The sequence below is a fragment of the Rhizobium sp. ARZ01 genome, assembly GCF_014851675.1.
Classification (GTDB): domain Bacteria; phylum Pseudomonadota; class Alphaproteobacteria; order Rhizobiales; family Rhizobiaceae; genus Mycoplana.
Window position 1 is genome coordinate 1,122,442 of the sequence record NZ_JACVAE010000001.1, and the last position, 26,848, is coordinate 1,149,289.

Annotated in this window: 29 protein-coding genes, 1 tRNA gene and 1 pseudogene; 10 read left to right on the forward strand and 21 right to left on the reverse strand. The window is 60.8% G+C overall.

The genetic code is table 11. The annotated features are described in order from the left end of the window. Positions 1-74: 74 nt before the first annotated feature. The 3 genes from proS (at position 75) to IB238_RS05350 (ending at position 3,526) form a co-directional block, all read left to right on the forward strand. The gene (gene proS, locus IB238_RS05340) at positions 75-1,403 is read left to right on the forward strand and encodes a proline--tRNA ligase (RefSeq protein WP_192244209.1); all 1,329 of its coding nucleotides are present in this window, start codon (positions 75-77) and stop codon (positions 1,401-1,403) included. 115 nt (positions 1,404-1,518) lie between these two features. Continuing rightward, positions 1,519-2,826: a lipoprotein-releasing ABC transporter permease subunit gene (locus tag IB238_RS05345; protein WP_192244211.1), complete on the forward strand. Its 1,308-nt coding sequence runs from the start codon at positions 1,519-1,521 to the stop codon at positions 2,824-2,826. Between the two features lie 13 nt (positions 2,827-2,839). Next, positions 2,840-3,526: an ABC transporter ATP-binding protein gene (locus IB238_RS05350; RefSeq protein ID WP_192244213.1), complete on the forward strand. Its 687-nt coding sequence runs from the start codon at positions 2,840-2,842 to the stop codon at positions 3,524-3,526. A gap of 26 nt (positions 3,527-3,552) precedes the next feature. Here the strand turns inward: IB238_RS05350 and IB238_RS05355 are convergent, their stop codons facing one another. Together IB238_RS05355 and IB238_RS05360 are read right to left on the reverse strand one after the other, a co-directional pair. After that, complete coding sequence (locus IB238_RS05355; RefSeq protein ID WP_192244215.1) at positions 3,553-3,939, reverse strand: VOC family protein; 387 nt, start codon at positions 3,937-3,939, stop codon at positions 3,553-3,555. A 13-nt stretch (positions 3,940-3,952) separates the two neighbouring features. Next, the gene (locus IB238_RS05360) at positions 3,953-4,525 is read right to left on the reverse strand and encodes an FG-GAP repeat protein (RefSeq protein ID WP_192244218.1); all 573 of its coding nucleotides are present in this window, start codon (positions 4,523-4,525) and stop codon (positions 3,953-3,955) included. A gap of 380 nt (positions 4,526-4,905) precedes the next feature. Here IB238_RS05360 and dnaE point away from each other — a divergent pair, with 380 nt between their 5' ends. From dnaE to IB238_RS05375, 3 genes are all read left to right on the forward strand, one after another. After that, positions 4,906-8,397: a DNA polymerase III subunit alpha gene (dnaE, locus tag IB238_RS05365; RefSeq protein ID WP_192244220.1), complete on the forward strand. Its 3,492-nt coding sequence runs from the start codon at positions 4,906-4,908 to the stop codon at positions 8,395-8,397. 76 nt (positions 8,398-8,473) lie between these two features. Continuing rightward, a tRNA-Leu gene (locus IB238_RS05370) sits at positions 8,474-8,558 on the forward strand. Positions 8,559-8,958: 400 nt separating this feature from the next. Continuing rightward, entirely contained in the window at positions 8,959-9,702 is a 744-nt protein-coding gene (locus IB238_RS05375) for a hypothetical protein (protein ID WP_348648196.1), read from the forward strand. Positions 9,703-9,823: 121 nt separating this feature from the next. On the opposite strand, the gene IB238_RS05380 is transcribed toward IB238_RS05375, so the two are convergent. Next, positions 9,824-10,408 carry a hypothetical protein gene (locus IB238_RS05380; RefSeq protein WP_192244222.1) on the reverse strand — a complete coding sequence of 195 codons (585 nt, stop codon included), beginning with the start codon at positions 10,406-10,408 and terminating at the stop codon, positions 9,824-9,826. A gap of 67 nt (positions 10,409-10,475) precedes the next feature. Then, positions 10,476-11,930: a TrkH family potassium uptake protein gene (locus IB238_RS05385; protein WP_192244224.1), complete on the reverse strand. Its 1,455-nt coding sequence runs from the start codon at positions 11,928-11,930 to the stop codon at positions 10,476-10,478. Between the two features lie 121 nt (positions 11,931-12,051). Between IB238_RS05385 and ilvA the strand changes: the two genes are divergently transcribed. Then, a complete protein-coding gene (gene ilvA / locus IB238_RS05390; protein ID WP_192244226.1) occupies positions 12,052-13,299 on the forward strand; it encodes a threonine ammonia-lyase in 1,248 nt (415 codons plus the stop codon). Between the two features lie 48 nt (positions 13,300-13,347). Then, positions 13,348-13,662 (forward strand): HlyU family transcriptional regulator, encoded by a 315-nt coding sequence (locus IB238_RS05395; RefSeq protein WP_192244228.1) that lies wholly within the window; start codon positions 13,348-13,350, stop codon positions 13,660-13,662. Between the two features lie 60 nt (positions 13,663-13,722). Here the strand turns inward: IB238_RS05395 and IB238_RS05400 are convergent, their stop codons facing one another. Further along, complete coding sequence (locus IB238_RS05400) at positions 13,723-14,184, reverse strand: Lrp/AsnC family transcriptional regulator (RefSeq protein ID WP_192244230.1); 462 nt, start codon at positions 14,182-14,184, stop codon at positions 13,723-13,725. Between the two features lie 171 nt (positions 14,185-14,355). On the opposite strand from IB238_RS05400, the gene ald reads away from it, so the two are divergent. Continuing rightward, a complete protein-coding gene (ald, locus tag IB238_RS05405) occupies positions 14,356-15,474 on the forward strand; it encodes an alanine dehydrogenase (RefSeq protein WP_192244232.1) in 1,119 nt (372 codons plus the stop codon). A 100-nt stretch (positions 15,475-15,574) separates the two neighbouring features. On the opposite strand, the gene IB238_RS05410 is transcribed toward ald, so the two are convergent. Both IB238_RS05410 and IB238_RS05415 read right to left on the reverse strand, forming a co-directional pair. Next, a complete protein-coding gene (locus IB238_RS05410; protein WP_192244234.1) occupies positions 15,575-16,039 on the reverse strand; it encodes a DUF1203 domain-containing protein in 465 nt (154 codons plus the stop codon). Between the two features lie 85 nt (positions 16,040-16,124). Continuing rightward, the gene (locus IB238_RS05415; RefSeq protein WP_246723480.1) at positions 16,125-17,006 is read right to left on the reverse strand and encodes a phosphotransferase; all 882 of its coding nucleotides are present in this window, start codon (positions 17,004-17,006) and stop codon (positions 16,125-16,127) included. Here IB238_RS05415 and IB238_RS24500 point away from each other — a divergent pair. Further along, the gene (locus tag IB238_RS24500; protein WP_246723667.1) at positions 16,899-17,324 is read left to right on the forward strand and encodes a hypothetical protein; all 426 of its coding nucleotides are present in this window, start codon (positions 16,899-16,901) and stop codon (positions 17,322-17,324) included. The two genes, IB238_RS05415 and IB238_RS24500, sit on opposite strands and share 108 nt — an antisense overlap. Positions 17,325-17,366: 42 nt before the next feature. Here the strand turns inward: IB238_RS24500 and IB238_RS24345 are convergent, their stop codons facing one another. The 14 genes and pseudogenes from IB238_RS24345 to IB238_RS05480 all read right to left on the reverse strand — a co-directional run bounded on the left by IB238_RS24345 (position 17,367) and on the right by IB238_RS05480 (position 26,835). Further along, complete coding sequence (locus tag IB238_RS24345) at positions 17,367-17,933, reverse strand: GNAT family N-acetyltransferase (RefSeq protein ID WP_246723481.1); 567 nt, start codon at positions 17,931-17,933, stop codon at positions 17,367-17,369. Positions 17,934-17,937: 4 nt separating this feature from the next. Then, positions 17,938-18,792 (reverse strand): 3-mercaptopyruvate sulfurtransferase, encoded by an 855-nt coding sequence (gene sseA / locus IB238_RS24350; protein WP_348648197.1) that lies wholly within the window; start codon positions 18,790-18,792, stop codon positions 17,938-17,940. A 12-nt stretch (positions 18,793-18,804) separates the two neighbouring features. Then, positions 18,805-19,548, reverse strand: coding sequence for an alanyl-tRNA editing protein (locus tag IB238_RS05425; protein ID WP_192244238.1), 744 nt, complete (start codon positions 19,546-19,548; stop codon positions 18,805-18,807). Between the two features lie 3 nt (positions 19,549-19,551). After that, positions 19,552-20,592 carry a cysteine synthase A gene (locus IB238_RS05430; protein WP_192244240.1) on the reverse strand — a complete coding sequence of 347 codons (1,041 nt, stop codon included), beginning with the start codon at positions 20,590-20,592 and terminating at the stop codon, positions 19,552-19,554. Between the two features lie 133 nt (positions 20,593-20,725). Then, positions 20,726-21,363 (reverse strand): annotated as a pseudogene (locus tag IB238_RS05435) (FAD-binding domain-containing protein); the annotation flags it as partial. A 480-nt stretch (positions 21,364-21,843) separates the two neighbouring features. Further along, on the reverse strand, positions 21,844-22,038 hold the full coding sequence (locus tag IB238_RS05440; RefSeq protein ID WP_192244242.1) for a hypothetical protein: 195 nt from the start codon (positions 22,036-22,038) through the stop codon (positions 21,844-21,846). Next, positions 22,038-22,550 carry a hypothetical protein gene (locus IB238_RS05445; RefSeq protein WP_192244244.1) on the reverse strand — a complete coding sequence of 171 codons (513 nt, stop codon included), beginning with the start codon at positions 22,548-22,550 and terminating at the stop codon, positions 22,038-22,040. The genes IB238_RS05440 and IB238_RS05445 overlap by 1 nt, the downstream gene beginning before the upstream one ends. A gap of 8 nt (positions 22,551-22,558) precedes the next feature. Beyond that, the gene (locus IB238_RS05450; protein ID WP_192244246.1) at positions 22,559-23,407 is read right to left on the reverse strand and encodes a tyrosine-type recombinase/integrase; all 849 of its coding nucleotides are present in this window, start codon (positions 23,405-23,407) and stop codon (positions 22,559-22,561) included. A 26-nt stretch (positions 23,408-23,433) separates the two neighbouring features. After that, on the reverse strand, positions 23,434-24,597 hold the full coding sequence (dnaN, locus tag IB238_RS05455; RefSeq protein WP_192244248.1) for a DNA polymerase III subunit beta: 1,164 nt from the start codon (positions 24,595-24,597) through the stop codon (positions 23,434-23,436). Beyond that, the gene (locus IB238_RS05460) at positions 24,590-24,766 is read right to left on the reverse strand and encodes a hypothetical protein (RefSeq protein WP_192244250.1); all 177 of its coding nucleotides are present in this window, start codon (positions 24,764-24,766) and stop codon (positions 24,590-24,592) included. Before IB238_RS05460 ends, dnaN begins: the two co-directional genes overlap by 8 nt. Position 24,767: 1 nt before the next feature. Continuing rightward, positions 24,768-25,166 carry a hypothetical protein gene (locus IB238_RS05465; RefSeq protein WP_192244252.1) on the reverse strand — a complete coding sequence of 133 codons (399 nt, stop codon included), beginning with the start codon at positions 25,164-25,166 and terminating at the stop codon, positions 24,768-24,770. Then, a complete protein-coding gene (locus IB238_RS05470) occupies positions 25,150-26,238 on the reverse strand; it encodes a phage Gp37/Gp68 family protein (RefSeq protein ID WP_192244254.1) in 1,089 nt (362 codons plus the stop codon). The genes IB238_RS05465 and IB238_RS05470 overlap by 17 nt, the downstream gene beginning before the upstream one ends. Next, positions 26,231-26,512 (reverse strand): hypothetical protein, encoded by a 282-nt coding sequence (locus tag IB238_RS05475; RefSeq protein WP_192244255.1) that lies wholly within the window; start codon positions 26,510-26,512, stop codon positions 26,231-26,233. The genes IB238_RS05470 and IB238_RS05475 overlap by 8 nt, the downstream gene beginning before the upstream one ends. Next, positions 26,509-26,835, reverse strand: a complete 327-nt coding sequence (locus IB238_RS05480) for a hypothetical protein (protein WP_192244257.1) — start codon at positions 26,833-26,835, stop codon at positions 26,509-26,511. The genes IB238_RS05475 and IB238_RS05480 overlap by 4 nt, the downstream gene beginning before the upstream one ends. Between the last annotated feature and the right edge of the window lie 13 nt (positions 26,836-26,848).

Sequence of the window (26,848 nt, forward strand, 5' to 3'; positions counted from 1 at the left end):
CTATGAACGCAATGAACCAACCTCTTTTCGCCCGATTCCCCAGCTAGGCGAAACCTGTCTTTTTGGAACCAGTCATGCGCCTTTCCCGCTTTTTTATGCCCATACTCAAGGAAAACCCCAAGGAGGCGGAAATCGTCTCGCACCGCCTGATGCTGCGGGCGGGGATGATCAAGCAGCAATCCGCGGGCATGTATACCTGGCTGCCGCTGGGCAAGCGCGTTCTCGACAAGGTCAACGCCATCATCCGCGAAGAGCAGAATCGTTCCGGCGCCATCGAACTCCTGATGCCGACGCTGCAATCGGCCGAGCTCTGGCAGGAAAGCGGGCGCTACGACGCCTACGGTAAGGAGATGCTGCGCATCAAGGACAGGCAGGACCGGCCGATGCTTTACGGCCCGACGAACGAGGAGATGATCACTGATGTGTTCCGCTCCTATGTCAAGTCCTACAAGGACCTGCCGCTGAACCTCTACCATATCCAGCTTAAGTTCCGTGACGAGATCCGCCCGCGTTTCGGCACCATGCGCTCGCGCGAGTTCCTGATGAAGGACGCCTATTCCTTCGACCTCAACCGGGAAGGGGCCGAACACGCCTATAATCGCATGTTTGCCGCCTACCTGCGCACCTTCTCGCGCATGGGCCTGCGCGCCATTCCGATGCGCGCCGACACCGGGCCGATCGGCGGCAACCTCAGCCACGAGTTCATCATCCTGGCAGACACCGGCGAGTCCGAAGTGTTCTGCCACAAGGACTTCCTTGGCTTCGACATTCCGGGCATCGACACGAATTTCGACGACGTCGCCTGCCTGAAGGGGATCTTTGACAAGTGGACCTCGCGCTACGCCGCCACGTCCGAGATGCATGACGAGGCTGCGTTCAATGCCATTCCCGAAGGCGAGCGCCTCTCCGCCCGCGGCATCGAGGTCGGCCACATCTTCTATTTCGGCACCAAGTACTCGGAAGCCATGGGCGCCAAGGTTCAGGGGCCGGACGGCAAGGAACACACCGTGCACATGGGCTCCTACGGTATCGGCCCGACGCGTCTGGTGCCGGCAATCATCGAGGCGTCGCACGACGAGAACGGCATCATCTGGCCGAAGTCGGTCGCGCCCTTCGAGGTGGTCGTCATCAACATGAAGGCCGGCGATGCAGCCTGTGATGCCGCCAGCGAGACGCTTTATGGCGCGCTGTCGAAGGCAGGCATCGACGTGCTGCTGGACGACAAGGACGAGCGTGCAGGCACGAAGTTCGCGACCGCGGACCTGATCGGTGCACCGTTCCAGGTCATCGTCGGTCCGCGCTCGGTCGCCGCCGGCGAAGTCGAGCTGAAGGATCGCAAGACGGGCGCGCGTGAGACGCTGACGGTGGATGCCGCAATCGCGCGTCTGACGTCCGTCGCCTGACCCTGAAATTCGGAATCGATTTTCGGCAGCGAGTGTGCGCAGATTCGAACTGCTACTGAGTCCGCAGCGCATCCGGTGGGATGCGCCGCGCAATAGAGACTGATCCGGAGGCATCATGGCGGAAGCGACGGGCGAGGGCACCGTGGTCAAAGCGAAAAAAGCGCCCGTAAGCCGGCCGTTTTCCGGTTTCGAACGTATGGTTGCCTGGCGCTATCTGCGCTCTCGGCGCAAGGAAGCGTTCATCTCGGTCATCGCCGGCTTTTCCTTCATCGGCATCATGCTGGGGGTGGCGACGCTGATCATCGTGATGGCGGTGATGAACGGATTCCGAACCGAACTGATTTCCCGCATCCTCGGCATCAACGGCCACATGATCGTCCAGCCGATCGACGGGCCTTTCGACAACTACGCCGATCTTGCCGCGAAGTTTTCCAAGGTTCCCGGCATCAAGATGGCGATCCCGCTGGTCGAGGGGCAGACGCTCGCTTCGGGCAAGGGCGGCGCCGGGACCGGCGCGCTCGTGCGAGGGATCCGCGCCGAAGATATTACGAAGCTGAAGACGGTCTCCGACAACATCAAGTCGGGAGATCTCGTAGGCTTCACCGCGGGAACGGGCCTTGCGATCGGTGCTCGCATGGCAGATCAACTCGGCATTGTCGTCGGCGACGACATTACGCTGGTGGCGCCCGAAGGCGACGTGACGCCGCTGGGTGTCAATCCGCGCGTCAAGTCCTATCCGGTTTCGGCGATCTTCGAGATCGGCATGGCGGAATATGACGCCTCGATCATCTACATGCCGCTTGAGGAGGCGCAGCTCTATTTCAACGCCGACGGCCTGGTGCAGTCGATTGAGCTTTTCGTCAACAATCCCGACGACGTGGACGCGCTGCGTCAGCCGATCGAGGCGGCCGCCGAGCGCCAGATCTACGTGACCGACTGGCGCCAGCGCAACCGGACGTTCTTCTCGGCGCTCGAAGTGGAGCGAAACGTGATGTTCATGATCCTGACGCTGATCGTTCTGGTCGCAGCGCTGAACATCATATCGGGCCTGATCATGCTCGTGAAGGACAAGGGCAGCGACATTGCGATCCTGCGCACGATGGGGGCGACGTCCGGCGCCATCATGCGCATCTTCTTCATGACGGGGGCTGCCATCGGCACGGTGGGCACGATTGCCGGGGTCATTCTGGGCGTCGTCGTCTGCCTGAACGTCGAATCGATCCGCCAGTTCTTCTCTTGGCTTTCCGGACAAACCTTGTTCGATCCCGAACTCTATTTCCTCAGCCAGCTGCCGGCCGATATGAATTTCGGCGAGACGGTTTCGATCGTCGTCATGGCCTTGGCGCTTTCGTTCCTGGCGACGATCTTCCCCGCATGGCGCGCGTCGAAGCTCGATCCCGTCCAGGCCCTGCGGTACGAATAGGAAGAACCGACCGATGAAAGCGCGCGTAGCATTGCAGCTATCCGGCGTCGAGCGCCGTTACGGGCAGGGCGATACGGTCCTGAGCATCCTGAAGGGCGCGGACTTCACGCTGCATGGCGGCGAGACCGTCGCCCTTGTCGCTCCGTCAGGCACCGGCAAGTCGACGCTTCTGCATGTCGCCGGTCTGCTGGAGAAGCCGGATGCAGGCGATGTCGCCATCAATGGCCATTCGTGCGCACTGCTTGGTGACGATCAGCGCACCGCCATCCGGCGCAACGAAATCGGCTTCGTCTACCAGTTTCACCATCTCCTGCCGGAGTTCTCCGCGCTGGAGAACATCATGATGCCGCAACTGATCGCCGGCCTGTCGAAGCCGGAGGCGCGGGAGCGGGCGAAGCTGTTGCTCGACTACATGCGCATCGGTCACCGCGCCGAACACCGGCCGTCGGAACTCTCGGGCGGCGAACAACAGCGTGTGGCGATCGCCCGCGCCGTCGCCAATGCCCCACTCGTGCTTCTGGCCGACGAACCGACCGGGAATCTTGATCCGGAAACGGCGGGCTATGTCTTCGAGGCGCTGGAAGCACTCGTTCGTCAATCCGGCCTTGCCGCTTTGATCGCAACGCACAACCACGACCTCGCCTCGCTGATGGATCGCCGAGTTACGATCGAGGACGGCAAGGTGCACGAGTTGGGCTGAGCGCGGCAGTCCCTGCCGGCCCGGTGTCATTCTGGCCTGTGACAGACCGCCTCGATATTGTTGCCGTCCGGGTCAAGGACAAAGGCGCCGTAGTAGTCCGGGTGGTAGTGTGGCCGCAGTCCCGGCGGGCCGTTGTCCACAGCACCGGCCGCAAGCGCTGTGGCATGGAAGCGATCGACCGTCGCTCGGTCTTTAGCCGCGAAGGCGACATGCAAGCGGCCAGCGGCCGTTCTGCCGGTGCCGATCCAGAAGAACGGCTTGCCTTCTTTTCCGTAGCCGGCATGTGCGTCGCCGCCTGATTCCTCTGCCGAGACGTCCATCAGGCGCGTGATGCCGAGAGGCGCGAGTGCCGTATCGTAAAAACGGCGCGATCGCTGAAAGTCGGCGACCGGAAGTCCCACATGGTCCAGCATTGTGGCTCCTCCTTCAGTTCGGCTGGCACAAAGTATGCCCGATTTCGTCGCTCCAGTCTTGGAAGGCGATCTGCGCCCCCTTCGTGGCAATCGGTTTTCCGTTCGCCGTCCCTTTGCCGGTCAGGACATTGAGGTCGCATTCCGTCGTGTTCGCAGTGTCGAGCGTGTCGTAGGACGAATAGGTGTAGCCGGCAACGATGAACTGGGCGTTGCGATAGGCCAGCGTCAGGTTCTGGCTCCAGCGGTCGCGCCCGACCGAACTGTTCTGTGAAGTCAGTTTGATCGAACCGTTTGGAAGTGCTGATACGCCCGGTTCCTGCCCGAACATTGCGAGATTGCCCCAGATCTTGTTCGAGGCGGCCACCTTGACGCTGAGGCGCGACTCGCCGGGATCAGCTATATAGATATAGACGCCGTTATCTTCGTCGCTACCCTCAGCGGGTCGGGCAATCAGAACCAGGTCCTCATTGCCGTCCCGGTTCCAGTCGCCGGTTGCGGCGGCGACGACCCGGTCGGCGGGAAAATCCTGCGCCGCAACGCAAAACGGCATCAGCACCACAACTAAGGATGTCAGCACAATCTTCATAAGGCCCTCGCATCGATTGGGCGCTAAAAATAGGAAATTGTGTGGGTGCGGTCCAGCACTCTATTTCGCGCCAAGCGTGCAGATCGAGCTCGAAGCGTCAAAGAGCGCTTGACTGGAGAACAAAACAAGAACATGATGGCATCAGTTCTTGATAAGGAGCCCGTCAAATGACTGAATTCATGCGTGATCTTGCAGCCTTTGCCTCCATCGCGATGTTTATCGCAAGCCTCTCGGTGCTGGCCCTTGGGCTGTAGTCGGTGGCGCATGACGCAAACCGGGACAGCGCCAGCGGGGGATAATCGCGCTCGTTGCGGCGCCCCGCTGGACATTCGGCGCAGGATTCCGCTTATCCTTTCGGCTTCTGAATCGAGGTGGCGAGAATGGCGGAGACTGCGGCAATAGAGGCAGGTGATGGCAATGTGCAGTTCGTGCATCTGCGCGTGCATTCGGCCTATTCGCTGCTTGAAGGGGCGCTGCCGATCAAGAAGATCCTCGGCAAGGCCGTCAGTGATGCGCAGCCGGCAATCGCCATCACCGATACGAACAATCTGTTCGCCGCCCTCGAATTCTCGCAGAAGTGCGTAGGCGACGGGATCCAGCCTCTGATTGGCTGCCAGCTTTCAATCGACATGGAAGACGAAAGCGGTGACGGGGAGCGTCGCAATCCTGCGCAGGCGCTCGCCAAGTTGCCCTCGCTCGTGTTTCTCGTCGCCACAGATGCCGGTTATGCGCGGTTGATGGAACTGGTGAGCCGCGCCTATCTGGAAGGGGAAGGTGGCGGCCACGCGATCCACATTCGGCGGTCCTGGCTCGATGAGGGGACAGACGGATTGATCGCTCTGACCGGTGCTTCCACCGGTCCCATCGATATGGCATATTCGGCTGGCCAGCCGGCGCTTGCCGAGGGACGGATTGCGGAGCTGAAGCGGTTGTTCGGCGACCGGCTCTATGTCGAGCTCCAGCGCCACGCCAATTACGACCGTCGGCACGAACGTCGAATGATCGAGCTTGCCTACGCGCAAGACGTGCCTTTGGTGGCGACAAACGAGCCGTTTTTCCCTTCGCCGGACGAGTATGAGGCGCACGACGCGCTGATGGCGGTCGCTCATAACGCGATGGTCTCCGATGACAACCGTTTTCGGCTGTCGGCAGATCACTATCTGAAGAGCCGGACCGCGATGGCGGCCCTTTTCGCGGACCTGCCGGAGGCGATCGAGAATACTGTCGAAATCGCGCGGCGCTGCTCCTTCGTGCTGAACACGCGCGCACCGATTTTGCCGCGTTTCACGGGAGCGACCGCCGATCCGGAGGAAGCCGAACGCGCTGAGTCCGCAGAACTGCGCCGCCAGGCGGTGGAGGGTCTGGAGGGGCGGATGGCATCGCTTGGCCTGTCGGCGGGCTATAGCGAGCAGGATTATCGCGAGCGGCTGGATTTCGAGCTTGGCGTCATCGAGCGCATGAAGTTCCCCGGCTACTTCCTCATCGTTTCCGACTTCATCAAGTGGGCGAAGCAGCAGAATATTCCGGTGGGGCCGGGCCGCGGTTCGGGTGCTGGCTCGCTCGTGGCCTATGCGCTGACGATCACCGACGTCGATCCGCTGCGTTTCTCGCTGCTGTTCGAGCGCTTCCTCAATCCGGAACGCGTGTCGATGCCCGACTTCGATATCGACTTCTGCCAGGACCGGCGTGAAGAGGTGATCCGCTACGTGCAGCGCAAATATGGACGCGAGCAGGTGGCGCAGATCATCACTTTTGGTTCGCTGCAGGCGCGTGCGGCGTTGCGCGACGTCGGCCGCGTCCTCGAAATGCCGTATGGCCAGGTCGACAAGATCTGCAAGCTCGTGCCGAATAACCCGGCCAATCCGACCCCGCTGTCCAAGGCGATCGAAGAGGAGCCGAAGCTGCAGGAAGAGGCGGAGAAGGAGCCGGTCGTCGCCCGCCTGCTCGACATCGCCCAGAAGATTGAGGGGCTTTATCGCCACGCCTCGACACACGCCGCCGGTATCGTCATCGGCGACCGGCCGTTGTCGCAACTCGTGCCGATGTATCGCGATCCACGCTCCGACATGCCGGTCACCCAGTTCAACATGAAATGGGTGGAGCAGGCGGGGCTCGTGAAGTTCGACTTCCTTGGCCTCAAGACTTTGACGGTGCTGAAGACGGCGGTCGACTTCATCCGCAAGCGCGAAATCGAGGTCGACCTCGGCAGCCTGCCGCTGGACGACAAGCTGACATACGAGATGCTTTCCCGCGGCGAGACGGTCGGTGTGTTCCAGGTGGAAAGTGCCGGCATGCGCAAGGCGCTGATCGGCATGCGCCCCGACTGCATCGAGGACATCATCGCGCTGGTGGCGCTCTATCGGCCGGGGCCGATGGAGAACATCCCGGTCTACAACGCCCGCAAGCACGGTGAGGAGGAGATCGAATCGATCCATCCGACGATCGATCATCTCCTGAAGGAGACCCAAGGCGTTATCGTCTACCAGGAGCAGGTGATGCAGATCGCCCAGGTCCTGTCCGGCTATTCGCTTGGCGAAGCCGACCTCCTGCGCCGTGCCATGGGTAAGAAGATCAAGGAGGAAATGGACAAGCAGCGCGCCCGTTTCGTCGACGGCGCGGTGAAAAATGGCGTGTCCAAGCCGCAGTCGGATCTGATCTTCGACCTGCTCGCCAAATTTGCGAACTACGGCTTCAACAAGTCGCACGCGGCCGCCTACGCCATCGTGTCCTATCAGACGGCCTACCTGAAGGCGCATTATCCCTGCGAGTTCCTCGCAGCGTCGATGACCTACGACATGGCCAACACCGACAAGCTGAACGACTTCCGCCAGGACGCCGCCCGGCTCGGTATCAAGGTCATTCCACCGTCGATCCAGACCTCCTATGCCCATTTCGAGACCGGCGAAAGCCGCATCTACTACGCGCTCGCGGCGATCAAGGGCGTGGGCGAATCGGCTGTCCAGCACATCGTCGAGACCCGCGGCGACAAGCCGTTTGAGAGCTTGGAGGATTTTTGCCTGCGCATAGACCCGAAACAGGTCAATCGCCGGGTCTTCGAGAGCCTGATCTGCGCTGGCGCCTTCGATTGTTTCGGCCACGACAGGGCGGCGCTCATCGCCGGAATGGATCGCCTCTTGGGTTACGCGCAACGCGCGCAGGAAAACAAGACCAGCGGTCAGAGCGACATGTTTGGGGCAGGGGCGGCGACCGGGCCGGAGACGATTTCGTTCCCGTCCTACGCGCCCTGGCTTGCGTCGGAGAAGCTGCACCGCGAATTCCAGGTGCTTGGTTTCTATCTCTCCGCCCACCCCCTCGACACCTACAACGCGATGCTGTCGAAGATGCGCGTGCAGAATTTCGCCGATTTCGCCGTTTCCGTGAAGCAGGGCGCGACGGCGGGCCGCCTTGCAGGCACGGTGACATCGAAGCAGGAGCGCAAGACGCGCACCGGCAACAAGATGGGCATCGTCGCATTCTCGGATGCGTCCGGCCAGTTCGAGGCAGTTCTCTTCTCCGAGATGTTGCACCAGTATCGCGACCTTCTGGAGCCCGGCAAGTCGCTCGTGCTGACGGTTCAAGCCGAGGAACGCCCGGAGGGCATTGGCTTGCGGATCCAGACTGCGCGTTCGCTGGAGGAGGAGGCGTTGCAACAGCAGAAGGCGCTGCGGGTCTATGTCCGAGATTCCGGTCCCCTACGTTCGATTGCGGCCCACCTCAATGCCAAGGGCGAGGGCCTGGTGTCCTTCATCGTCATCAAGGACAATGGCCAACGCGAGATCGAGGTGGAACTGAACGAGCGCTATCGCATCTCCCCGGAAATTGCCGCGGCCCTGCGCTCGGCCCCGGGTGTCATTGATGTGGAGATGGTCTGAAGTGGCGGCCGGGAGGCGCGTATAAATCTGCAAGCCCCTTGATCCGACCGGAAACCTCCGCTACCGACGCATGCAGGCGGACGTGGCGAAACTGGTAGACGCAAGGGACTTAAAATCCCTCGGAGTGATCCGTACGGGTTCGACCCCCGTCGTCCGCACCACTTTAGGCGATCTCTTTGATTTCCGGATGGTTACGGATATTCAGAGGTCCATCGACGCCCTACCACTACAACGGGCGCTACAAATGGTGGTCACGACTTCCCTCACCAAGCCCATGAACGGCGACTGGTTCAGCCGCAAAGCCACCTCAGCAGATGTTCGCGAAGCCCACGAGAAGAGAGATTTCGTAGGCCCTCCACCGTTTCACAGACGCAGGCCGTGGCTGCGTTCAGGGGCTGGATGCCTTGTTCTCGCCCTGAATCGATCAACTCCGTTCCTTGTTCACCACCCCTCCTGTTATCGGCGTAGCGGGGCGATGATCCAGTGGCGAATGGACAGGAAGGCGACCTTGTGTAAGATGTAAGCTATTAGGAATGACTTAAGGAAGCTATGGAACTCGCGATGGCGATTGAACCGGACGCACTTGAGGCATTGCGTGAACGGCACCGTCGCTGGCTCTCGCGACTTGGCATTCTGAATAGGCCGTGGTTGATTCTCGGCTCCGCGCCGTCTCCGACGATTCCGCCTGACCTGATTGGGCATTGTGCACGTGTCGACGTTAACAACGCAGGCAAGACGGCCAAGGCGCTCGGCCTGCCGCCCGCCGACTTGACGTTCCGCAAACGGAGGAAGTCGTGGGAAGAGCATCCGCATGTCAGGACGAGAGGCCTTCTATGGCTCCATAACAAGCCTCTTTGGTGGATGCATCTGGAACTTCTGGCCAAGCCGCATGTGCGTTACAAAAGCCTGATGCGCGCCACCAAGCCTGAGCGCGAGGCGATCGTCGACCTCGTGAGTGGCGGACTCCCCGCTGACATTGGAGAGGTCGGCAAGGTGACGAACGGAGTTGCCGCGCTCTGCTACGCGCTTTTCACGGGCGTGCCGTCTGTCACCCTCGCGGGGTTATCAATTACCAAGATGGGTCACTCTTACGACGACAAGGGAAAGATCCGGCGGCAGATCGCCGAGGACACCTTCCTTCTGACGCGTTTGAGAGGCCGAGGAAATGTCTTCACGACCGAGGTGGATCTCTCGGAGCATATCGGGTTGCCACTCGTTCGCGACAGAAGCGGCATCGTCGCCACCATCGACAGCCCGCTCGGCCCAAACTTGATCCTAGCGGAAGCCGCAGAGAAAACCCGGTGAGGATGGGTTGGGGTGCTTGGAATGCAGGGCCCCACCGTTCAACTGCTCAAACGCCCAGAGGGAAGATATGCTCTGATCCAGCCCGCTTGCCGCTCTCGACCATCCCCCGCCGCAACTTGCTTCACGGCGCAATTGAAAAACTCTGGTCAGAGAGGGCAACAGCCCCGCTGAGCGCGTCGCGGAAGCGGTAACGCAGCACGTAGTCACCGGCAGGAGGGCCTTCTACGTTCAGCGTCAGCTTGGCGAAGACCTCCTGGTTGCGCACGAACCCGCGGAAGGTGAAGGAGCCGAAGGCCTTCTGTTCGGCAAGCGTGTCGCCCTTGTTGTTCAAGAGTTCGAGATCGACTGTGAACTGCGCCTCCACCTTGCCGCCGTCGATCGATCGCCAGCTCAATCCGACCGGTTCGACATAGGAGATCAGCGGCTCTCCGGGTTTGTAGGTGGAGGTCGGACGCGGCGAGTACATGCCATATCCCTCGGGCGGATCGGTGACGAAGGTGACCTTGCCGATCGAGAAGGGCAGCGTCGAAGCGAAAGCGCCGTAGGCCTCCCGAACTGCGTCGTGGGCCCCGACGGGGTTGCCGTCGATAGCTAGTTTCTCGGCCCTTGTCGCCGCTTCCACAAGCGGGCCGGCAACAGCGGGGAAAGCACAAAAACCGAACGTGGTGGCAAGAAGCAGTGCGGCTGCATACGACCTTGCTGGCATGCGGTTCCTCTCGGATCATCCCGAGTAGAAGATGCGCGAGATGCCCGCGGGCAGTCAAGGACGTGATTCAGCTCTTCCAGAACAGAGGCGTCAGGATCACGAGCACGGTCAGGACTTCGAGACGGCCGAGCAGCATCATCAGTGAGAGGAGATAGAGGGACGCGTCGTCGAAGGTCGAGAAGTTGCCGGCGGGGCCGACCACAGGGCCTATTCCGGGGCCGGTGTTTGAAAGGGCGGTCACGACCGCAGAGATCGACGTCAGTACGTCGTGGCCGAGCGCCGCAAGGGTCACGCTGCCGAGTACCCACAGGAGAAGATAGGTGCAGAAGAACAGGAAAACAGTGCGCTGCACGTCCTGATCGACCGTCGCCTTGCCGTAACGGACGGTCTGGATGCCGTTCGGATAAATTAGCTTGTGCAGTCCGGCCTTGATCGAGCTGAAGATAATTATGAAGCGATAGGCCTTGATTCCGCCCGCCGTAGAGCCGGAACACCCACCCATAAAGGTTGCAAAGAGACAGAGCGCTGCCACGAATGGCCCCCACAGGGTGTAGTCCTGACTTGCCATGCCGGTCGTCGAGAGGATCGAGGCCATGGTAAAGAAGGAATGGGTGATCGCCTCGTGGAATTCCACGCCATTTGCAATGCGGTGGTAGATGGCAATGGCGATCGAAAAAGCGGTCAGGTATGCGAGGAACACGAAGATCTGCGGATCACGCAGCGCGTCGAGCCTCCCGCGCACCACAAGCACGATCAGAATCGAGAACGGCAGGCTGCAGAGCGTCATGAAGAACGTACCGGCCCACAGCAGCGGCGTGCTGTTGAAATAACCGAACGAAGCGTCGTGCGTGGAAAACCCGCCGGTCGCCACCGTCGACATGGCGTGGTTGATGGCGTCGAATCGGCTCATCCCGAGCACGTCGTACGTGATGGCCGTGACTAGGGTGATACCGATATAGACGACGATGAAGGCGCGGGTATAGGTGGCGATGCGGGCAAAGGGCTTTTCGTTCGTTTCCGACGATTCCATCTTGAAGAAGGACATGCCGCCGACGCGCAGATAGGGCATGACGAACAGGCCGAGCGCGACGATCCCGATGCCCCCCAGCCAATGCAGCAGCGACCGCCACATCAGCAGGCCGGGAGGCGCGTTGTCCAAGCCGACGATGACGGTCGAGCCTGTGGTGGTGATGGCGGAGACCGATTCGAAAACGGCCTGAGAAAAATCGAGATCGATCGTCGAGAGCCAGAGGGGGATGGCGCCGACCAGCGAGAAGACCACCCACAGTAGGTTTACGAGTAGAAAGCCCATCTTTTTGGTGAAGGGAGGCGGACCTGCCTGTGTCGCCGCCGCTGTGATCAGCGAAAAGCCGCCGACGACGGCGGCCGAAATCAGAAAGTGCTTCCAGTCGGGATGGCCGTAGTAGAGGTCCACCGCCACCGGAATCAGCATGGCAATCGAAAGATAAAGCCCGCAGGTGGCCGCGATGTTAATGGCGGAACGGTAGATCGTGGCGTTCAAAGGCGTCTCGTTCTGGTTTGGGCGTTCCGGACACGATCCGAATCGAGAGTTCGGGTGGCCTGTGCGGCTGCGATATGCAATAGCCAGTGCCAATGGCAAACTCAAGAACGGCAGCAGGCCCATGAAACAGGACGTGGAGCGCGCAACAGAAGCCCTGCGCACGCTTTTTCCCGAAACTCCGCTGCAACTGAACGAGCACTTGAGTGCGCGTTACGGTGCGCGCATCTATCTGAAGCGCGAGGACCTATCGCCGGTCAGATCCTATAAGATCCGCGGCGCCTTCAATTTCTTTCGCAAGATTCTCGCAAGCGACGGGAGTGCAGCGTCCTTCGTCTGCGCCTCCGCAGGCAATCATGCCCAGGGCTTTGCTTTCGTGTGCCGGCATTTCGGCGTGCAGGGTGTGGTTTTCATGCCTGTGACCACGCCGCAGCAGAAGATCGACAAGACCCGGACATTCGGTGGCGAATTCGTGCAGATACGCTTGGTCGGTGACATTTTCGACCAATGCTATCAGGCCGCACAGGACCATGCGCGCGACACCGGTGCCGTCATGGTGCCGCCGTTTGACCATCCTGATATCATAGAGGGGCAGGCGACGGTCGCAGCCGAGATTCTGGCGCAGATGGGAGAGGACACGCGACCCGATCTGGTCGTGCTGCCGGTCGGCGGCGGCGGCCTTGCGGCTGGCGTCACCGGTTATCTCGCAGACCGTGTTTCCCACGGCGACTTTCTCTTCTGCGAACCGGAAGGCGCGCCGAGCCTTCGCCGGAGCCTGGAGGCGGGCAGGGTGGTAACCCTCGATCAGGTCGACAACTTCGTCGATGGTGCCGCGGTCGGTCGGATCGGCGATCTGAATTTCGCAGCGCTCAGGAAGTTCCAGCCGGAACAGGCGATGCTCCTCTCTGAGAATGCCATCTGCGTCACCATCATCGACATGCTCAATGTGGAGGGAGTTGTACTTGAGCCCGCCGGCGCCCTGTCGATCACGGCATTGGAAGCGCTGGACCGGAAGAAGCTGCAGGGAAAGACAGTGGTTGCCGTCGTCTCCGGTGGAAATTTCGATTTCGAGCGTCTACCGGACGTCAAGGAACGGGCGATGCGACACCGCGGCCTGAAGAAATACTTCATCCTGCGCATGGCACAGCGCCCCGGCGCCCTGCGCGATTTTCTCAATCTGCTCGGGCCAGAGGACGATATCTCCCGCTTCGAGTATTTGAAGAAGTCGGCGAGGAATTTCGGCTCCATCCTGATCGGCATCGAAACGAAATCGCCGGAAAACTTTGACACACTGAAGTACGCATTCGATCGCGCCGGGCTGCGCTATCAGGACATTACGGAGAATGAGGTTTTGGCGAACCTGATCATTTGACGGATACCGAGGCGTTGACAGTCCGGCAAGCTGTGTTACCACACCACCATGGCATCATTTTTTTCAAAGCTTTTCGGGCGGTCAGAGAAGACCGGCGCTTCCACCGTAACGCCGGAGGAGAAGGAGATCTACAATGATCTCATTCTCGTGGCGACGCCAATGGCGGAGGGGTCGCAGTTCAGGCTTGCAGGCCGGATTGAAAAACATGACGGGGACGTCGTCCTTGTTCGCACCTTCATTCGTGCCGACCTGTTTTCCAGCCGCGACGACACCGTTTCCGCCGCCTTTCGCAAGGCCCGGCAAATCGCCGACCAGAATGGTCCGTCGCTGTTTTCTGACGGTGCGCAGTCCCGCGCGGTTTGAAAACCACTGGCGGCCGTTTCTGTCACCGGCTGGCCGTGGCTGCGACCTTGTCGGTGTATGTCAGACACCGACATTCGGGCGGTCGATGATCTCGCGCAACGCAAAGCTCGAGTTGATTTTCACCACGTGCGGCAGGGCGGAAAGCCAGTCGCGATGGATGCGCTCGTAGTCGGCAAGGTCCTTTGCCGCGACCCGCAGGATGTAGTCGTACTCACCGGACATCAGGTAGCACACGAGGACGTTCGGGCAGAGTTTTACGGCTGCCTCGAATTCCGCAAGTGTCTTGGCGAATTGTCCTGAGAGCGAAATGTGCACGATGGCGATCATCGTGTAGTCGAGCGCCTTCTGGGACAGGTGTGCGTGATAGCCGCTGATGACGCCCGATTTCTCCAGTATGTCGAGACGCCGTGAACATGCCGAAGGCGAGAGTCCGACGCGCTCGGCAAGTTCCGCGTTTGAGATGCGCCCGTTCTGCTGGAGAATGCGAAGCATCGCAGTATCTATTGTGTCGAATGCGTTCACCGGCGTTTCCTTCGAAACGAGACTGGGCTTTGGCAAGAATATTCGAAAATGACGATTTGCGCCACGATTCTTTGCAAGGACATTGCGCGTTAGTTCTGGTCCAATTCTCAAGCCCGCAGGGAGTGGCGGGTTCATCAAGATTGGCATACGAACAGAGAGAGGAACGCAAGAATGCGTGTCGGTTGCCCGAAGGAAATCAAGAACCATGAATATCGTGTCGGCCTGACGCCGGGCGCCGTGCGCGAATATGTGGCACACGGACATGAGGTGTTGGTCGAGACGAAGGTCGGTGCCGGGATCGGCGCCGATGACGATGCCTACCGCGCCGCGGGCGCCAAGATTGTGGCGACAGCGAAAGAGATTTTCGAAAAGTCCGACATGGTCGTTAAGGTCAAGGAGCCGCAGCCCGGTGAATGGGCGCAGCTCCGCGAAGGACAGATCCTCTATACCTATCTTCATCTCGCACCCGATCCGGAACAGACCGCAGGTTTGCTCAAGTCCGGCATTACGGCGATCGCCTATGAAACGGTGACGGACGACCGCGGTGGCCTTCCGTTGTTGGCGCCGATGTCCGAAGTGGCCGGGCGGCTATCCATCCAGGCTGGAGCAACAGCGCTTCAGAAAGCCAATGGCGGCCGCGGAATCCTTCTCGGCGGTGTTCCGGGCGTTGAACCTGCGAGAGTTGCGATCATCGGCGGCGGCGTTGTTGGCCTGCATGCGGCGAAGATGGCCACAGGGCTGGGCGCGGATGTCACCATTCTCGACCGCTCAATACCGCGGCTGCGCCAACTGGACGACATCTTCAATGGCCGCATCCATACGCGCTACTCGACGATTGACGCGCTCGAGGAAGAAGTTTTTGCCGCCGATCTCGTGATTGGTGCGGTACTGATCCCTGGTGCCGCTGCACCCAAACTCGTCACGCGCGAGATGCTGTCCGGCATGAAGAGGGGCTCAGTGATCGTGGATGTGGCGATCGACCAGGGAGGCTGCTTCGAGACGTCGCACGCGACCACTCACTCGGAGCCGACCTACGAGGTCGACGGCGTTATCCACTATTGCGTTGCCAACATGCCGGGAGGGGTACCGATCACTTCGGCACATGCACTCAACAACGCCACGCTCCACTATGGCCTGCAATTGGCCGACAAGGGGCTGAAGGCGATTGCCGAGGACCGGCATCTGCGCGCCGGGCTTAATGTTCATCGCGGCCGCATTGCCAACAAGGCCGTGGCCGAAGCGCTCGGCTACGAGATGGCGGCGTCGGAGACGATCCTCAACGTGGCGTAATTTCCTTGCGCGAGATCGATATACGAGGGCCCGGAGCAGTCCGGGCCCTTTGCATGTCAAGCCATGCTGTGGCGGAACTACAGCCAGCTGGCACAGGCTTTTACGCCGCCTCGATCCGACATTGGTAGCAATTGTTGCGGGCCGATCGCACGTGGATGTAGGCGATTTCGGGTCGCGCCAGCAGCGTTTCCGCATAGGCGGGAATTTCGTCGGTAGGTGTCACAGCGCCACTGCCATAGACGATGCGATCGTCCGCATCATAGCCGCGTACGATGTAGTCGCGACTCTCAAGCATCGGTGGAGAAGCAGCGCCCGAATAGGCGGGGCAGGGCTCGGCATGCAGGAAAATCGGGCCGGTCTCCGCATAGGGCTGAAGCTTGGGAAAGGGCCTGTAGGCGAGGATGAGATAGGGATCGCCAGCCCGCACACCTTCGAGGCAATGGCGGCACGGAACGCCATCACCGTCCGATATTCGACGTTCGGGGCGCATGCCGTAGGCGTCAGTGCCGCCGTTCCAGAGAACGATGGCGGTCTCGGTTGGCATGGGAAGGTAGCGAATGGCCATGATGGTCTCTCCGGATGTGGTGCCGAGGATCATCGTTCGAAATCGTGGGCGGCGACACCCGTTTCTTGCCGCCGCGACAACGCTGTCAGGCCGGTTTGACGAAGAGAAGGTCACATTTTTGGAGCAGACTGATCGGATCGGCGTCCGGATCGGCGAGACAGAGGTCAACCATCGTCCGTGCCACGTTGAGATAATAGGCCTCGTTCCGTTTTGCGAAGCGGATCAGGCCAAGGTTGGCTTCGTGCTGGCTCAGGATCGCTTCCCACCCGGATCGGTAGGGCAGCAATCGTCTGATTTTCAAGATGCGGTTGCGACGTGTGACGTGGCGTACACGGTCCTGCCGTGCGAGCGCCAGGCGTGCGGCAGCGGCAAAGACCAGATCCTGACCGTATTTTTCCCACACCTCCTTGAGTTGCCGAGGGCAAGAGCACAGGTAAGCGCGCAGCAGAATGCGCCGTCTTTTCTCGTCTCGGCAAAACGGGCGCAGCAACGTCGCCGCGAGTTCGATGCCCGAAATGTCATAGGCGAACAGTTCGTAGTCGATTAGGCCAACGGAGTGGTCGTCGTTCTGGATGATATTTTTGCCGAACAGGTCGCCGTGGGTGAGTTGCGTTCCGGGCAACTCGCGTAGCCGTTCCATGCTCTCAATGATCCACCGTCTCTGCTTTTCAGTCAGTTGCGGTTCGCGGCTGAGGTAGGTCTCATGCGGCAGCTTCGGCTGCCTTCGCTCGAAAAGTGCGCGCTGCGGTGGGCCCTCCACCGAATTCAGCTTGGCCATGGTTTGCCCAAGCGACGCAAGCCCGTCTCGATTTGACTTCCGGGGAAAGGGGCGCCCCGGTAGGTAGGAAAGCGCAATCCAATGACCGTGGCGCAGGTATTCGCCAAATGTCGATGTGCGTGCGCAGACGGACTGAACAGCGACGCCGGTCTTTTCCAGTCTTTTGAGAGTGTCTTCAAACAACGCCATCGTTTGTTTCCGACGGAACCGGTAGAGGACATAATTCTGCTGATCAAACTGGACAATGCGCTTCTGCATGCTGAAGCGCCATTTCGAATGCAGGACGCCAGCGTGCCCGCCGAGCAACTCACTTATGCTGGGATGGCAATTGTTCATTCGAAAGCGAAGCGTCCTGATCTATTCGTCCGCTCCGCATTCTGGCCTTTGTTCGGAGCATCTTTTCGGGATCCTATATGGCGCAAACGAATGTCCGTTACTAGCCGGGGCAAGCTTGGTTCCCTCCTTTACGTCACGATGCGGCAGAATGAAGCAAATCATTCGATTTGAGATGTGCGAGCACCTGCGAAAGGCAGCCGGATACTTTTGCCGTCACGCGCGGCGGGCGAGTTCCAGCAGCTCCGCCTCGGAAAGCGGAAGGATTGTCGCCTCCCGGGTGCTGACGGGCGAAAACCCGAACATCTGGTACAACTGCAGCGCGCGTGGGTGATCGAGATTGTTTGTGGTGACCGACAGCGACGTCGGGTCGGCTGCCCAGGCGGCATAGAGTGTCTGGAGCAGGAACCATTTGCCAAGGCCGAGCCCAAGTGCGTGCTCGAACAGACCGAAATGCACAAGCTCCATCGATTCAGTATCGCGCTGGAAAAGCTCGAAGAACCCGGCAGGCGCACCGTCGACATAGAGCACCGTCACATTGGTGCGCTTATCATTGAGAATCGCTGCAAGCGTTTCGTCGTCCATCCGCAGTCGCTCCACCCATTGCCAGCGTCGACCGACCTGGGTGTAGAGAAAACGGTAGAACGCTGGCGGGATGTTCGGCACGCGCATGATGGCGGTCTGGATATTGACCGGCACGGGAAGGCTTTGCTTCGGTGGGGCGCTCATGCGCAATTCGGTAATGTGAACCGGTATCGCTGCCGGCCGTCCGCGCGGTGCCATGGTGTCAGTCTCGTCCGGTCACCACTGGCGTGTCGCTTCGGCCGCCCCATTCAGACCAGGAGCCGTCATAGAGCGCATTGTTCTCGTGGCCGAGGGAATGAAGAGCGAGCGTGATGATCGCTGCCGTGAGGCCGGAGCCACAGGTGGTCACGACAGGTGCATTCAGGTCGATGCCTGCGTTTTCGAACGTGGCTTTGAGCGCATCCAGGTCCTTGAGCCTGCCGTCGACAGAGAAGACGCCTGATGGCATGCTGCGCGCGCCGGGCATATGCCCCGAGCGCATGCCAGCGCGCGGTTCGGGTTCCTCGCCGGTGAAGCGCCCGGCCCCGCGGGCGTCGGCGATCTGGCGCGATCCGGACGACACTATACCGTGCATCTCGTCGAACGACGTCACGGCTGCGGTATTGAATTGCGGGCGGAAGTGTCCCGGCGCGGGCTCCGGAAGATCCGTTTCGAGTGGCCTACCTTCCTTCTTCCAGCCGTCGAGGCCACCGTCCATGACGTAGACGCTCTTCGCGCCCATGGTGCGGAACAGCCACCAGACCCGTGGCGCGGTGAAGATGCCGGGACCGTCATAGACGACGATCGTGTCGGTGTCGGAGATGCCGAGCTTTTCGACGGCAAGCGCGAACTCCTCAGGCGAGGGGATACTGTGCGGCAGACCGGTCGAGTGATCGGCGATCGCGTCCTGGTCGAAGAAGACGGCGCCTGGGATGTGGCCGGTGGCATACTCGGCCGCTCCGTTGCGATTTTGCGCGGGAAGATACCAGGATGCATCGACGATCCTGAATTCCGGCGCGCCGATCTGTTTTTGTACCCAGTCGGGCGTCACGACAAATTTGCTTCTGGCGGCGGTCACGAGTGTTTCTCCTTAAGCCGCCGATGAAGGCGAGCCGAACTGGATGCGGAAGCGGCGGTTTTCCTTGCCTTTTTTCTCGATCTTCGAGATGTGGATCGCACCAACTTCCTGTGTTTCGGAAACGTGCGTGCCGCCGCAGGGCTGGCTGTCGATCGCGGATTCTTCGCCGATGCAGACCAGGCTGACGCGTCCCATGCCCATCGGCGGACGGACATTCTTCGATTTCACAATGCCCGGATTGGCTGCAAGTTCCGCATCAGTGATCCATTGCACATAGACGGGGTGGTTTTCCGTCACCAGTTGCATCAGCTTCGCGGTGACTTCGTCCCGGTCTATGGTCTCGGTCATGTCGAAATCGACACGGCTTTCCTCCTCGCCGACCGCCGCCCCCGTGATCGGGAAGGGGCAGACGACGGACAAGAGGTGGCAGGCGGTGTGCATGCGCATCAGTCGATAGCGACGCGGCCAGTCGATGTGCAGTACCAGCTTTTCGCCGACGATCGGCAGGGCGACGCCCTCGATCGGGCGGTGAATGATGATGTCCTTCGTTGGCCCGTGGACGGTCGGGCCGAGCGCGATCCTGCTGCCATCGGCGCGCTCAAAGAAACCGGTATCGCCCGGCTGTCCGCCGGATGTCGCATAGAAGCAGGTCTGGTCGAGTTCGATGCCGCCGTCCTCGTGAACCGCCGTCACCACCGCCTCAGCCGTCGAAAGATAGAAATCGTCACGAAAGAGCGGGGTAACGGGCTTCGTCATGGATCAATCAACGGCCTGGTAAGGGACTTTGATCCCCGATGTCTTCGTCAGCCATGCCGGTGAAGGCAGGCCTTTCGAATCGAGGAAGTCCGGATTGAAGAGTTTGGACTGGTAGCGGTTACCATAGTCGCAGAGGATCGTCACGATCGTATGCCCGGGGCCGAGGTCCTTCGCCAGCCGGATCGCGCCGGCGATGTTGATGCCGGTCGACCCGCCGACACACAGGCCTTCGTGGTCGATCAGATCGAAGACGAACGGGATCGCCTCGGAATCGGGGATCTGGTAGGAAAAGTCCGGCGTGAAGCCTTCGAGGTTCGCCGTGATCCGGCCCTGGCCGATACCCTCCGTGATCGAGCTGCCGGAGGCCTTCAGCTCGCCATGCGCATAATAGTTGTGGAGGGAAGCGCCTTCGGGATCCGCAATACCGATCTTGACGTCCGGTTTTTTGGCGCGAAGGCCGGCCGCCACGCCAGCGAGTGTGCCCCCCGAGCCGACCGCGCAGACGAAGCCGTCGACCTTGCCATCAGTGTCGCGCCAGATCTCGGGAGCGGTCGTGGCGATATGCGCGTCGCGATTTGCGACATTGTCGAACTGATTGGCCCAGATCGCCCCGTTCGGCTCCGTCTTCGCGAGCTCTTCGGCCAGACGGCCGGAAAGCTTCACGTAGTTGTTCGGGTTCTTGTAGGGAACGGCGGGCACTTCGACGAGTTCGGCGCCGAGCAGCTTCAGCGCGTCCTTCTTTTCCTGGCTCTGCGTTTCCGGGATGACGATCACCGTGCGGTAGCCAAGTGCCTGAGCGACCATCGCAAGGCCGATGCCGGTGTTTCCGGCGGTTCCCTCGACGATCACGCCGCCCGGCCGCAACTGGCCGGCCTTTTCGGCCGCGCGGATGATCCATAGCGCCGCGCGGTCCTTCACCGACTGGCCGGGATTGAGGAATTCGGCCTTGCCGAGGATCGTGCAGCCGGTCGCCTCGGACGCGCCTTTCAGCCGGATCAGCGGCGTATTGCCGATTGCGTCCAACACCGAAGGGAGAATAGCCATGGCCTGCGAACCTCACGCTTTGCATCTAGATTAGGCGGCGACTTTTCGGACCGCAAGCAATGGTTTGCAAGGAATTCCGTTCCTCGTCTCGGCTTTCCGGAGGCAAAATTTCGCCCTTGCAATGAGCCTTTTGTCATTTCTCTTGTCGAGTGGAGCCTTGATGCGGCCGAAAGCTTCCAAGTCCCGGTCTCGGGCGGTAATGATCGACGATCGGCGTGGGGTAGTCGGCACCGAGCCGGATTCCGGCTTCTTGAAGTACTGGAGCGGGCGCGTTGCAGGGGCTATGTATGTACTTCGGCGGCAATTGCGAAATTTCCGGAACGAACCTCTTCACACAGAGACCCTCGGGATCGTTCTTCTCGCCCTGAAGCGTGGGGTTGAAGATGCGAAAGAAGGGTGCAGCGTTCGCCCCGCAACCGGCAACCCATTGCCAACGGGCCGCATTCGAGGCGGGGTCGGTATCGAGAGGAGCGTGTCGCGGAACCAGTCCATTCCGCGCCGCCAGTCGACAAGCAGGTCCTTGATCAGAAAAGACGCCGCAATCATCCGGACTCGATTGTGCATGTAGCCTTGCGCCCCAAGCTGGCGCATGCCGGCATCGACGATCGGGTAGCCGGTCTGTCCCCGTGTCCAGGCAGTAAAGCGGACCTCGTCGTCATGCCATTCGAAAGCATCGAAACGTCGGTCCAGATTTTCGCTGGCAAGTTTCGGATGATGAAAAAACAGATGGTAGGAGAAATCGCGCCACGCCAATTCCTTCCGGTATGTGACGGGGCCGTCCGTCGCCTGCTCGCCGTGTCTTGTCCGTGCAGCATGCCAGACCGTTGAAGGCGAAAGCTCTCCGAAGCCAGGCGCAGGTCCCTTCGGAACCAGACGACAACGGGGCGAGGGGGTGATCATGAGGACCTTGCAACGCTCGGCTTCAGAGGAGCGGTAATGTGGCGTGGAGTATGGATGTTATGCTCCGGTCACCAGTGGCGGCAATCGTGGGAGTAATCGGTCGGAAAATGGAAGCCGACAGCAATTCGCAATAGAACGTTGATCGGAAACGAAAAAGGGCCGCGCGATTGACGCGCAGCCCTTCTGAATTTGGCTCCCCGGGCCGGAGCTGGCTCCTTAGAGTGATCTTGGACTAGATGCTTTTATTACAATGTGTTGAGGCAGTGTTTTGAAGTTGTAAAATTGGCAATGTAGCCAAAATGTAACCAAAAAGTAGTCCAAATGGCTCGCCATTTGGCTCGCCGGAAAAGCTCAGTTGGTGCCGATCAGCTTGCGGATGCGATCGACCGCAGTGCCGCGCTCCTTGGCTGCGAGATACTCACGCTCGAGGCGGTCCAGCAGCGGTTGCGCGATCGGGCCGCGCCGGTCGACCAGTTCTGCGCAAATCAAAAGCATCTTCTCGATTCGTTCCAAGGATATTTCCTGGCGGGGTGCACGCGTGTTCATCAACCCCTCCGCCAGTTATCGAATTCCGCCCGCAGCGACTTCCAGCGCTGGCGGGCGTTTTCGTCGCTGTTCAGCTCGGCCATCGACTGGATGGCGAGGATGCTGCGGACGCGGGTCTTGACCCGCTCCGTGTCGGCGATGTCAGCGCCGTGGCGCTCCTGCAGGAAGCGGCGGAAGGCGCGATCGTTGGCGCACTTCATGGCGCATTCGGCGGCGTGGTCCTTTGCCTTGGCAGGCTTCGGCTGCAACTCGCGGATCACACGGAAGGCCTCGTCCAGGAGCGTCAGCAGCGCTGCGATGTGGACCGGGGCGGATCGCATCAGGCGCCGATTGTCATAGCTGCAGTCGGGCAGGAGGATCGCGATCGGCTCGACCTCGCCGGAGCGGTGATCGCGGGTGCAGACCTCGGCGCGCTGGTTCTTGAGGTCGTAGCTCTCGCACCATTCGCCGCTTGCGAGGCCGCTCACTTCGCGGATCTCGGGCAACAGAGACTTGGCGGCGATCAGATCCATGATTGGCCTCAAATTTCCGTGCCGTACTGGTATTGTCCGAAGCGTTCGGCGACGATCCGGCTAGCGTTTGGGTGCGGGCGCACGTAGATGCCGAGGAAAACGGCTAGGCTGCGCCAGTTGCCGGCATGCATGACGCTCCTGATGTCAAGCCCCAGATCGAGCGCATTGTTTGCGAAGCTATGCCGGCCGCAGGTGTGGCTTGGCTTGTAGGAAATGCCAGCGCGAGCGCATATCGTGCGGATGCGAGCATTGACCGACTGCCTGTGCGCATAGCCGAAAACGCGGTCTCCCGGTTTTGCATTCTCCTGAAAATCCATCATGCGGCTTGCGACTTCTCCGGTCAGGGAGCGCAAGGAATTGCGATCCGTCTTTGTCTTGACGAGCAGCGCTCTCCTCTGGCGCAGATCGACATCACGCCAGCGCAGGTTGATGGCCTCGGTGACGCGAGCGCCTGTCGTCGCCATGAACAGTACCATCGCCGCGAGGCGCGGGTGCCCGTCCTGCATGCACTGACGCGCAAATGTGTGCAGCCATGTGGGTGAGGCCGGATCTCGACGCTTCGGACTATCTTCGCGGAAGCGCCGGATGCGCAGATAATCGCACCATCCACGTTCATAGGCGTGAACCATCACGGCGCGGGCCGGGGAAAGGGCCTGCCTGTTCAATGTGGCATTTGAGCCTTCAGGGTAAAGTGCCTTGGCCATCTGCTTGATGTCGAAAGGGCAGATCTCCACGAGGGGTCTATCGCCAAAATGGGCGATGATGCGTGCAAGATAACGTGCTTCGCCTCCGTGCTCGATGTGGCTGGCGGCTGCATCAGCAAAGGTTCGGCGAGCGGTCGAGAGCTCAGTTTTCATGAGGTCGGTCATTTTGATCCATGGCGTTAATCCGCTACCTGGCGTGGACGCATGGCGCTTACGACGTAGGTTTCAGCGTTGTTGCCAAGTGGACGGATGACGAGTGCCGTCGACGCGTCACGCACCATCAGCTCCACATCGACAGAGCGTATTGCGCCGAGCGTCTTTTCGAGGCGCGTGGCCTGATGCGCGATGGTGAAGTTGTTCGGCACTTGGATCTCGCCGGGCACGAAATCCTCCGCAAATCCGCCGAGTGCTGTCATCAGGTCAACCTTGATGGTGTCGCCCTGGGCGACGAGCCGAACGCCGTCGTGCTTGGCGTCGTCCACCATTGCGCACACGCGCTTGACCGCAGCCGCGACGGCCTCGCGCGGCAGTACCGCCGTCAAATCCGTTCGCTCAGGAATAACCATGTCATACTGCGGGAAAATGCCGTCGATCAGTTTCGAGCTGATCTCGACGCCGTCATAGGCGACTGCGAAGATCTCGCCCGTGATGGCAATCCTCGCCCCGACTTTCGCGCCGTCGAGCAGTTTGCGCGCTGGCTCTGCGCCCGCTGGCGGCAGGATGATATGCGGATAGGTGTTGCGCACCGGCGGGAAGCTCGGGCAGCCGCAGCCAGCCAGTTCGATGCGCGCGAGGCTCAAGCCGTCCGTGGCGACAACGACCATGCCAGATCCCGCCTCGTCGGCATGGAGGCAATAACCTGTCAGGTAGACGCGGTCGTCATTCTTGTTGAGCGCGTAGCTCGTCTTCGCCAGCGCATCCGAAAGGCGAGCACCATCGATCTCTGTCCAGCCCAAATCGACGCGTCCACGCATCTCCGGGAAGTCGGATGCTGGGAGAACGGGGATGGAAAAGGACGAGCGGCCCGCCCTGATGCCAACCTGGTCGCGATGGCGGCCGGGACCGAAGGCGATCTCGGCGGATTCGGGAAGCTCGCGCAGGATATCGCCCAGTAGTTTCGCCGGCACGGCAAACGAAGCCTCGTCGCTCAGGTTCATCAACTCGCACTCCGCATCGATCTGCAGATCGAGATCAGTGGCGCGAAGCCGAAGGGCGCCGGCGCCTGCCTCAAACAGAACATGCGCGAGGATCGGGATCTTGCTCTTGTGGTCGACTGCCGCCGAGACGCGGGCGAAGGCCGGCGCGAGCGCCGAGCGGTGTATGTTGAACCAGGCATCACGCATCGGCGGTGACTTCCGTGTTGCACAGACGTGCCAGCCTTGCCTCGCTGACGGGGGGGCGCAGATCCGCCCATTCGCCGAAGATGTCGTACATCATTTGCAGCAGCTCGCCGTGCGGCGTCCGGTCGGCAATGGCGCGATAAAGGTTCTCAAGTTCCTGTTGCTCCGGCATTTCAGGCTCCATTTGGTTCCGTGGGGGCTGCGCGGTCGCCAGGCTGCTTATGCTTCAACGCCTCGTGAGGTGCGTATCCGCAATCTCGGCAGAACCACGGATATTTCGGGTGCGGCACGAAAGCGTGCTGCGACGACGCGGCGGGTTCTGAGGCCTCCACCTTGCGGAGGTCGCCCGGCTTGAAACCGTCCGTCAGATATCCGCCGTGCAAGAGGGTGATGCTTGGCGCGAGATAACTGGAGCCGTGGAGGCGTTGCAGCTCGATGCCGACTACAATGCCTTCGTGGCGGTCAAAGGCCGCGCAGGCGTCAGCAATGACATGATCGCCGATCCGAAACCGGTTCAGGTCGGGAATATCGATGATCGTGTTTTCGGGCGTGATCTTAAGCATCAGCGCCACCTTTCGCTACGATGAGGGAAAGATGCGGGAAGTCGGCGTGCAAGACGCCGTCGATCAGTCGGCCGGTGAGTTTCTTCCCGATGCGGTAGACGTCGGGTTCATCCATCCAGCCGTCTTCCGGATCGCGCATGTTGGTCGACCCGATATCCCACTCGTCATTGAAGTAATGCGCCGACGGTCTGCGGCCGCGTACCGTGTGCGGCACGTTCTCGCCTGGCGTCCACTCGCCCCACTGCTTCATATGGAATGGCACGCCCGCCCGGTCGCAGTCGTCGCGAAGGTCGCGAAACCAATCGGGATGGGACGGGCGGGCCTTGTGCTCGCCCTGGTCCGTCTCGCCGCCGGCAATGACCCAGTCGATGCCGGCCGCCGTGAGCGGATCGTGCACGAAGCTCTCACAGGTGACCTTGCCTTCACGATATTCCGTCCGCTGCTTCGACACCTTGCCGTAGTTAGGGCAGCGGTCGAAGCCGTGCCCCTTGTCGCAAGCCGCGCAATGCGCAGGGTTACCGGCGCCGAAGCCGAGCAGCCACTCATGCAGATTGATCGGCCCGAGCAGCGGCTCGCAGCTGACGAACGCGAATAGCGGGTGTGTTGCATGCTTGGCTTTGAGCAGTGCCGGCACGTTGATGTCGGCGCGCTTTTGATCCTCGATCGTGGTGCCGATCGCCGCGTTGCGCGGCAGCCCGCCAGCAGCTTCGGCCAGTTTGATGATGTTCTGTGGACGCTTGGTCAGCAGGAGATAGACGAGGTTCGGCGTCTTCCGCATCACATCGAAGGCATCAGAACGCCACTGCGGATCGACCTGGTTGTCGAAAACATCGGCGAGGCTGGCGCAGAAAACGAACGGCCGGGTGCCATCCTTCCCGGCCTGGCGCTGCCAGCGTAGCGGATCGTTCCAGGTATGTGCCTTGGTCCGGACGCGTGGAGCGTTGCCCCACTGCACCTTGTTGTACCGCTTGTCCATCAAGGCTTCGGCATAGCAGCCATCGCAGGCCGGAGAGACCTTCGTGCAGCCCATCCATGGGTTCCACGTATGCGTCGTCCATGAAATGCCTGAGTTCTCAGCCATTGTCGGAAACTCCTGATGGTGCTGTGGCGTCCGGATGCTCTTCCCACCGGACGAGCTTCTTCGCCTTTGCCAGAGCTTCCGCGTCTGACGGGTAGTGCAGGTCATCGCCTAGGTGGCGGACGATGATAGAAATCATGTCCTGGCAGGCCTGCTTGAGATCGAGAACCCTGTCGCCGAGCGCGTCGATCTGATCGGCCGATTGACGCAGCAATTGACTGTCCTCGGCCGAAAGTGAAGGATCGGAGGCCCATTGTTTCAGCAGGTGAGTACTCATTCTGCACCGCCTTTCGATGCTGTGGCGTCCTCTTCAAGCATGCGCTGCCAGCGCCGGAAGCCGTTGAGCTTCCGATCTGCGCGCGCGCCGTCATATTCGTCGTTGACGAGCTCGCGCAGCCACTGGATAGCCGCGTCGAGGTCGGCGATCTCTTCGAACAGGGCCTGACGATTCGGCTTCCCACTCACCGGCTCGTTTTGGTTCAAGCCCTGGATAAGGCAGCGCGCGAGGATATTCGAAAGTTCGGACGCTTCCTCGCATGCTTTGCCAAGAGCCTGGTGCACGAGAAGATCCGGTTCGGGTTTCCAGAGGGTGATGCTCATTCTGCGCCGCCCT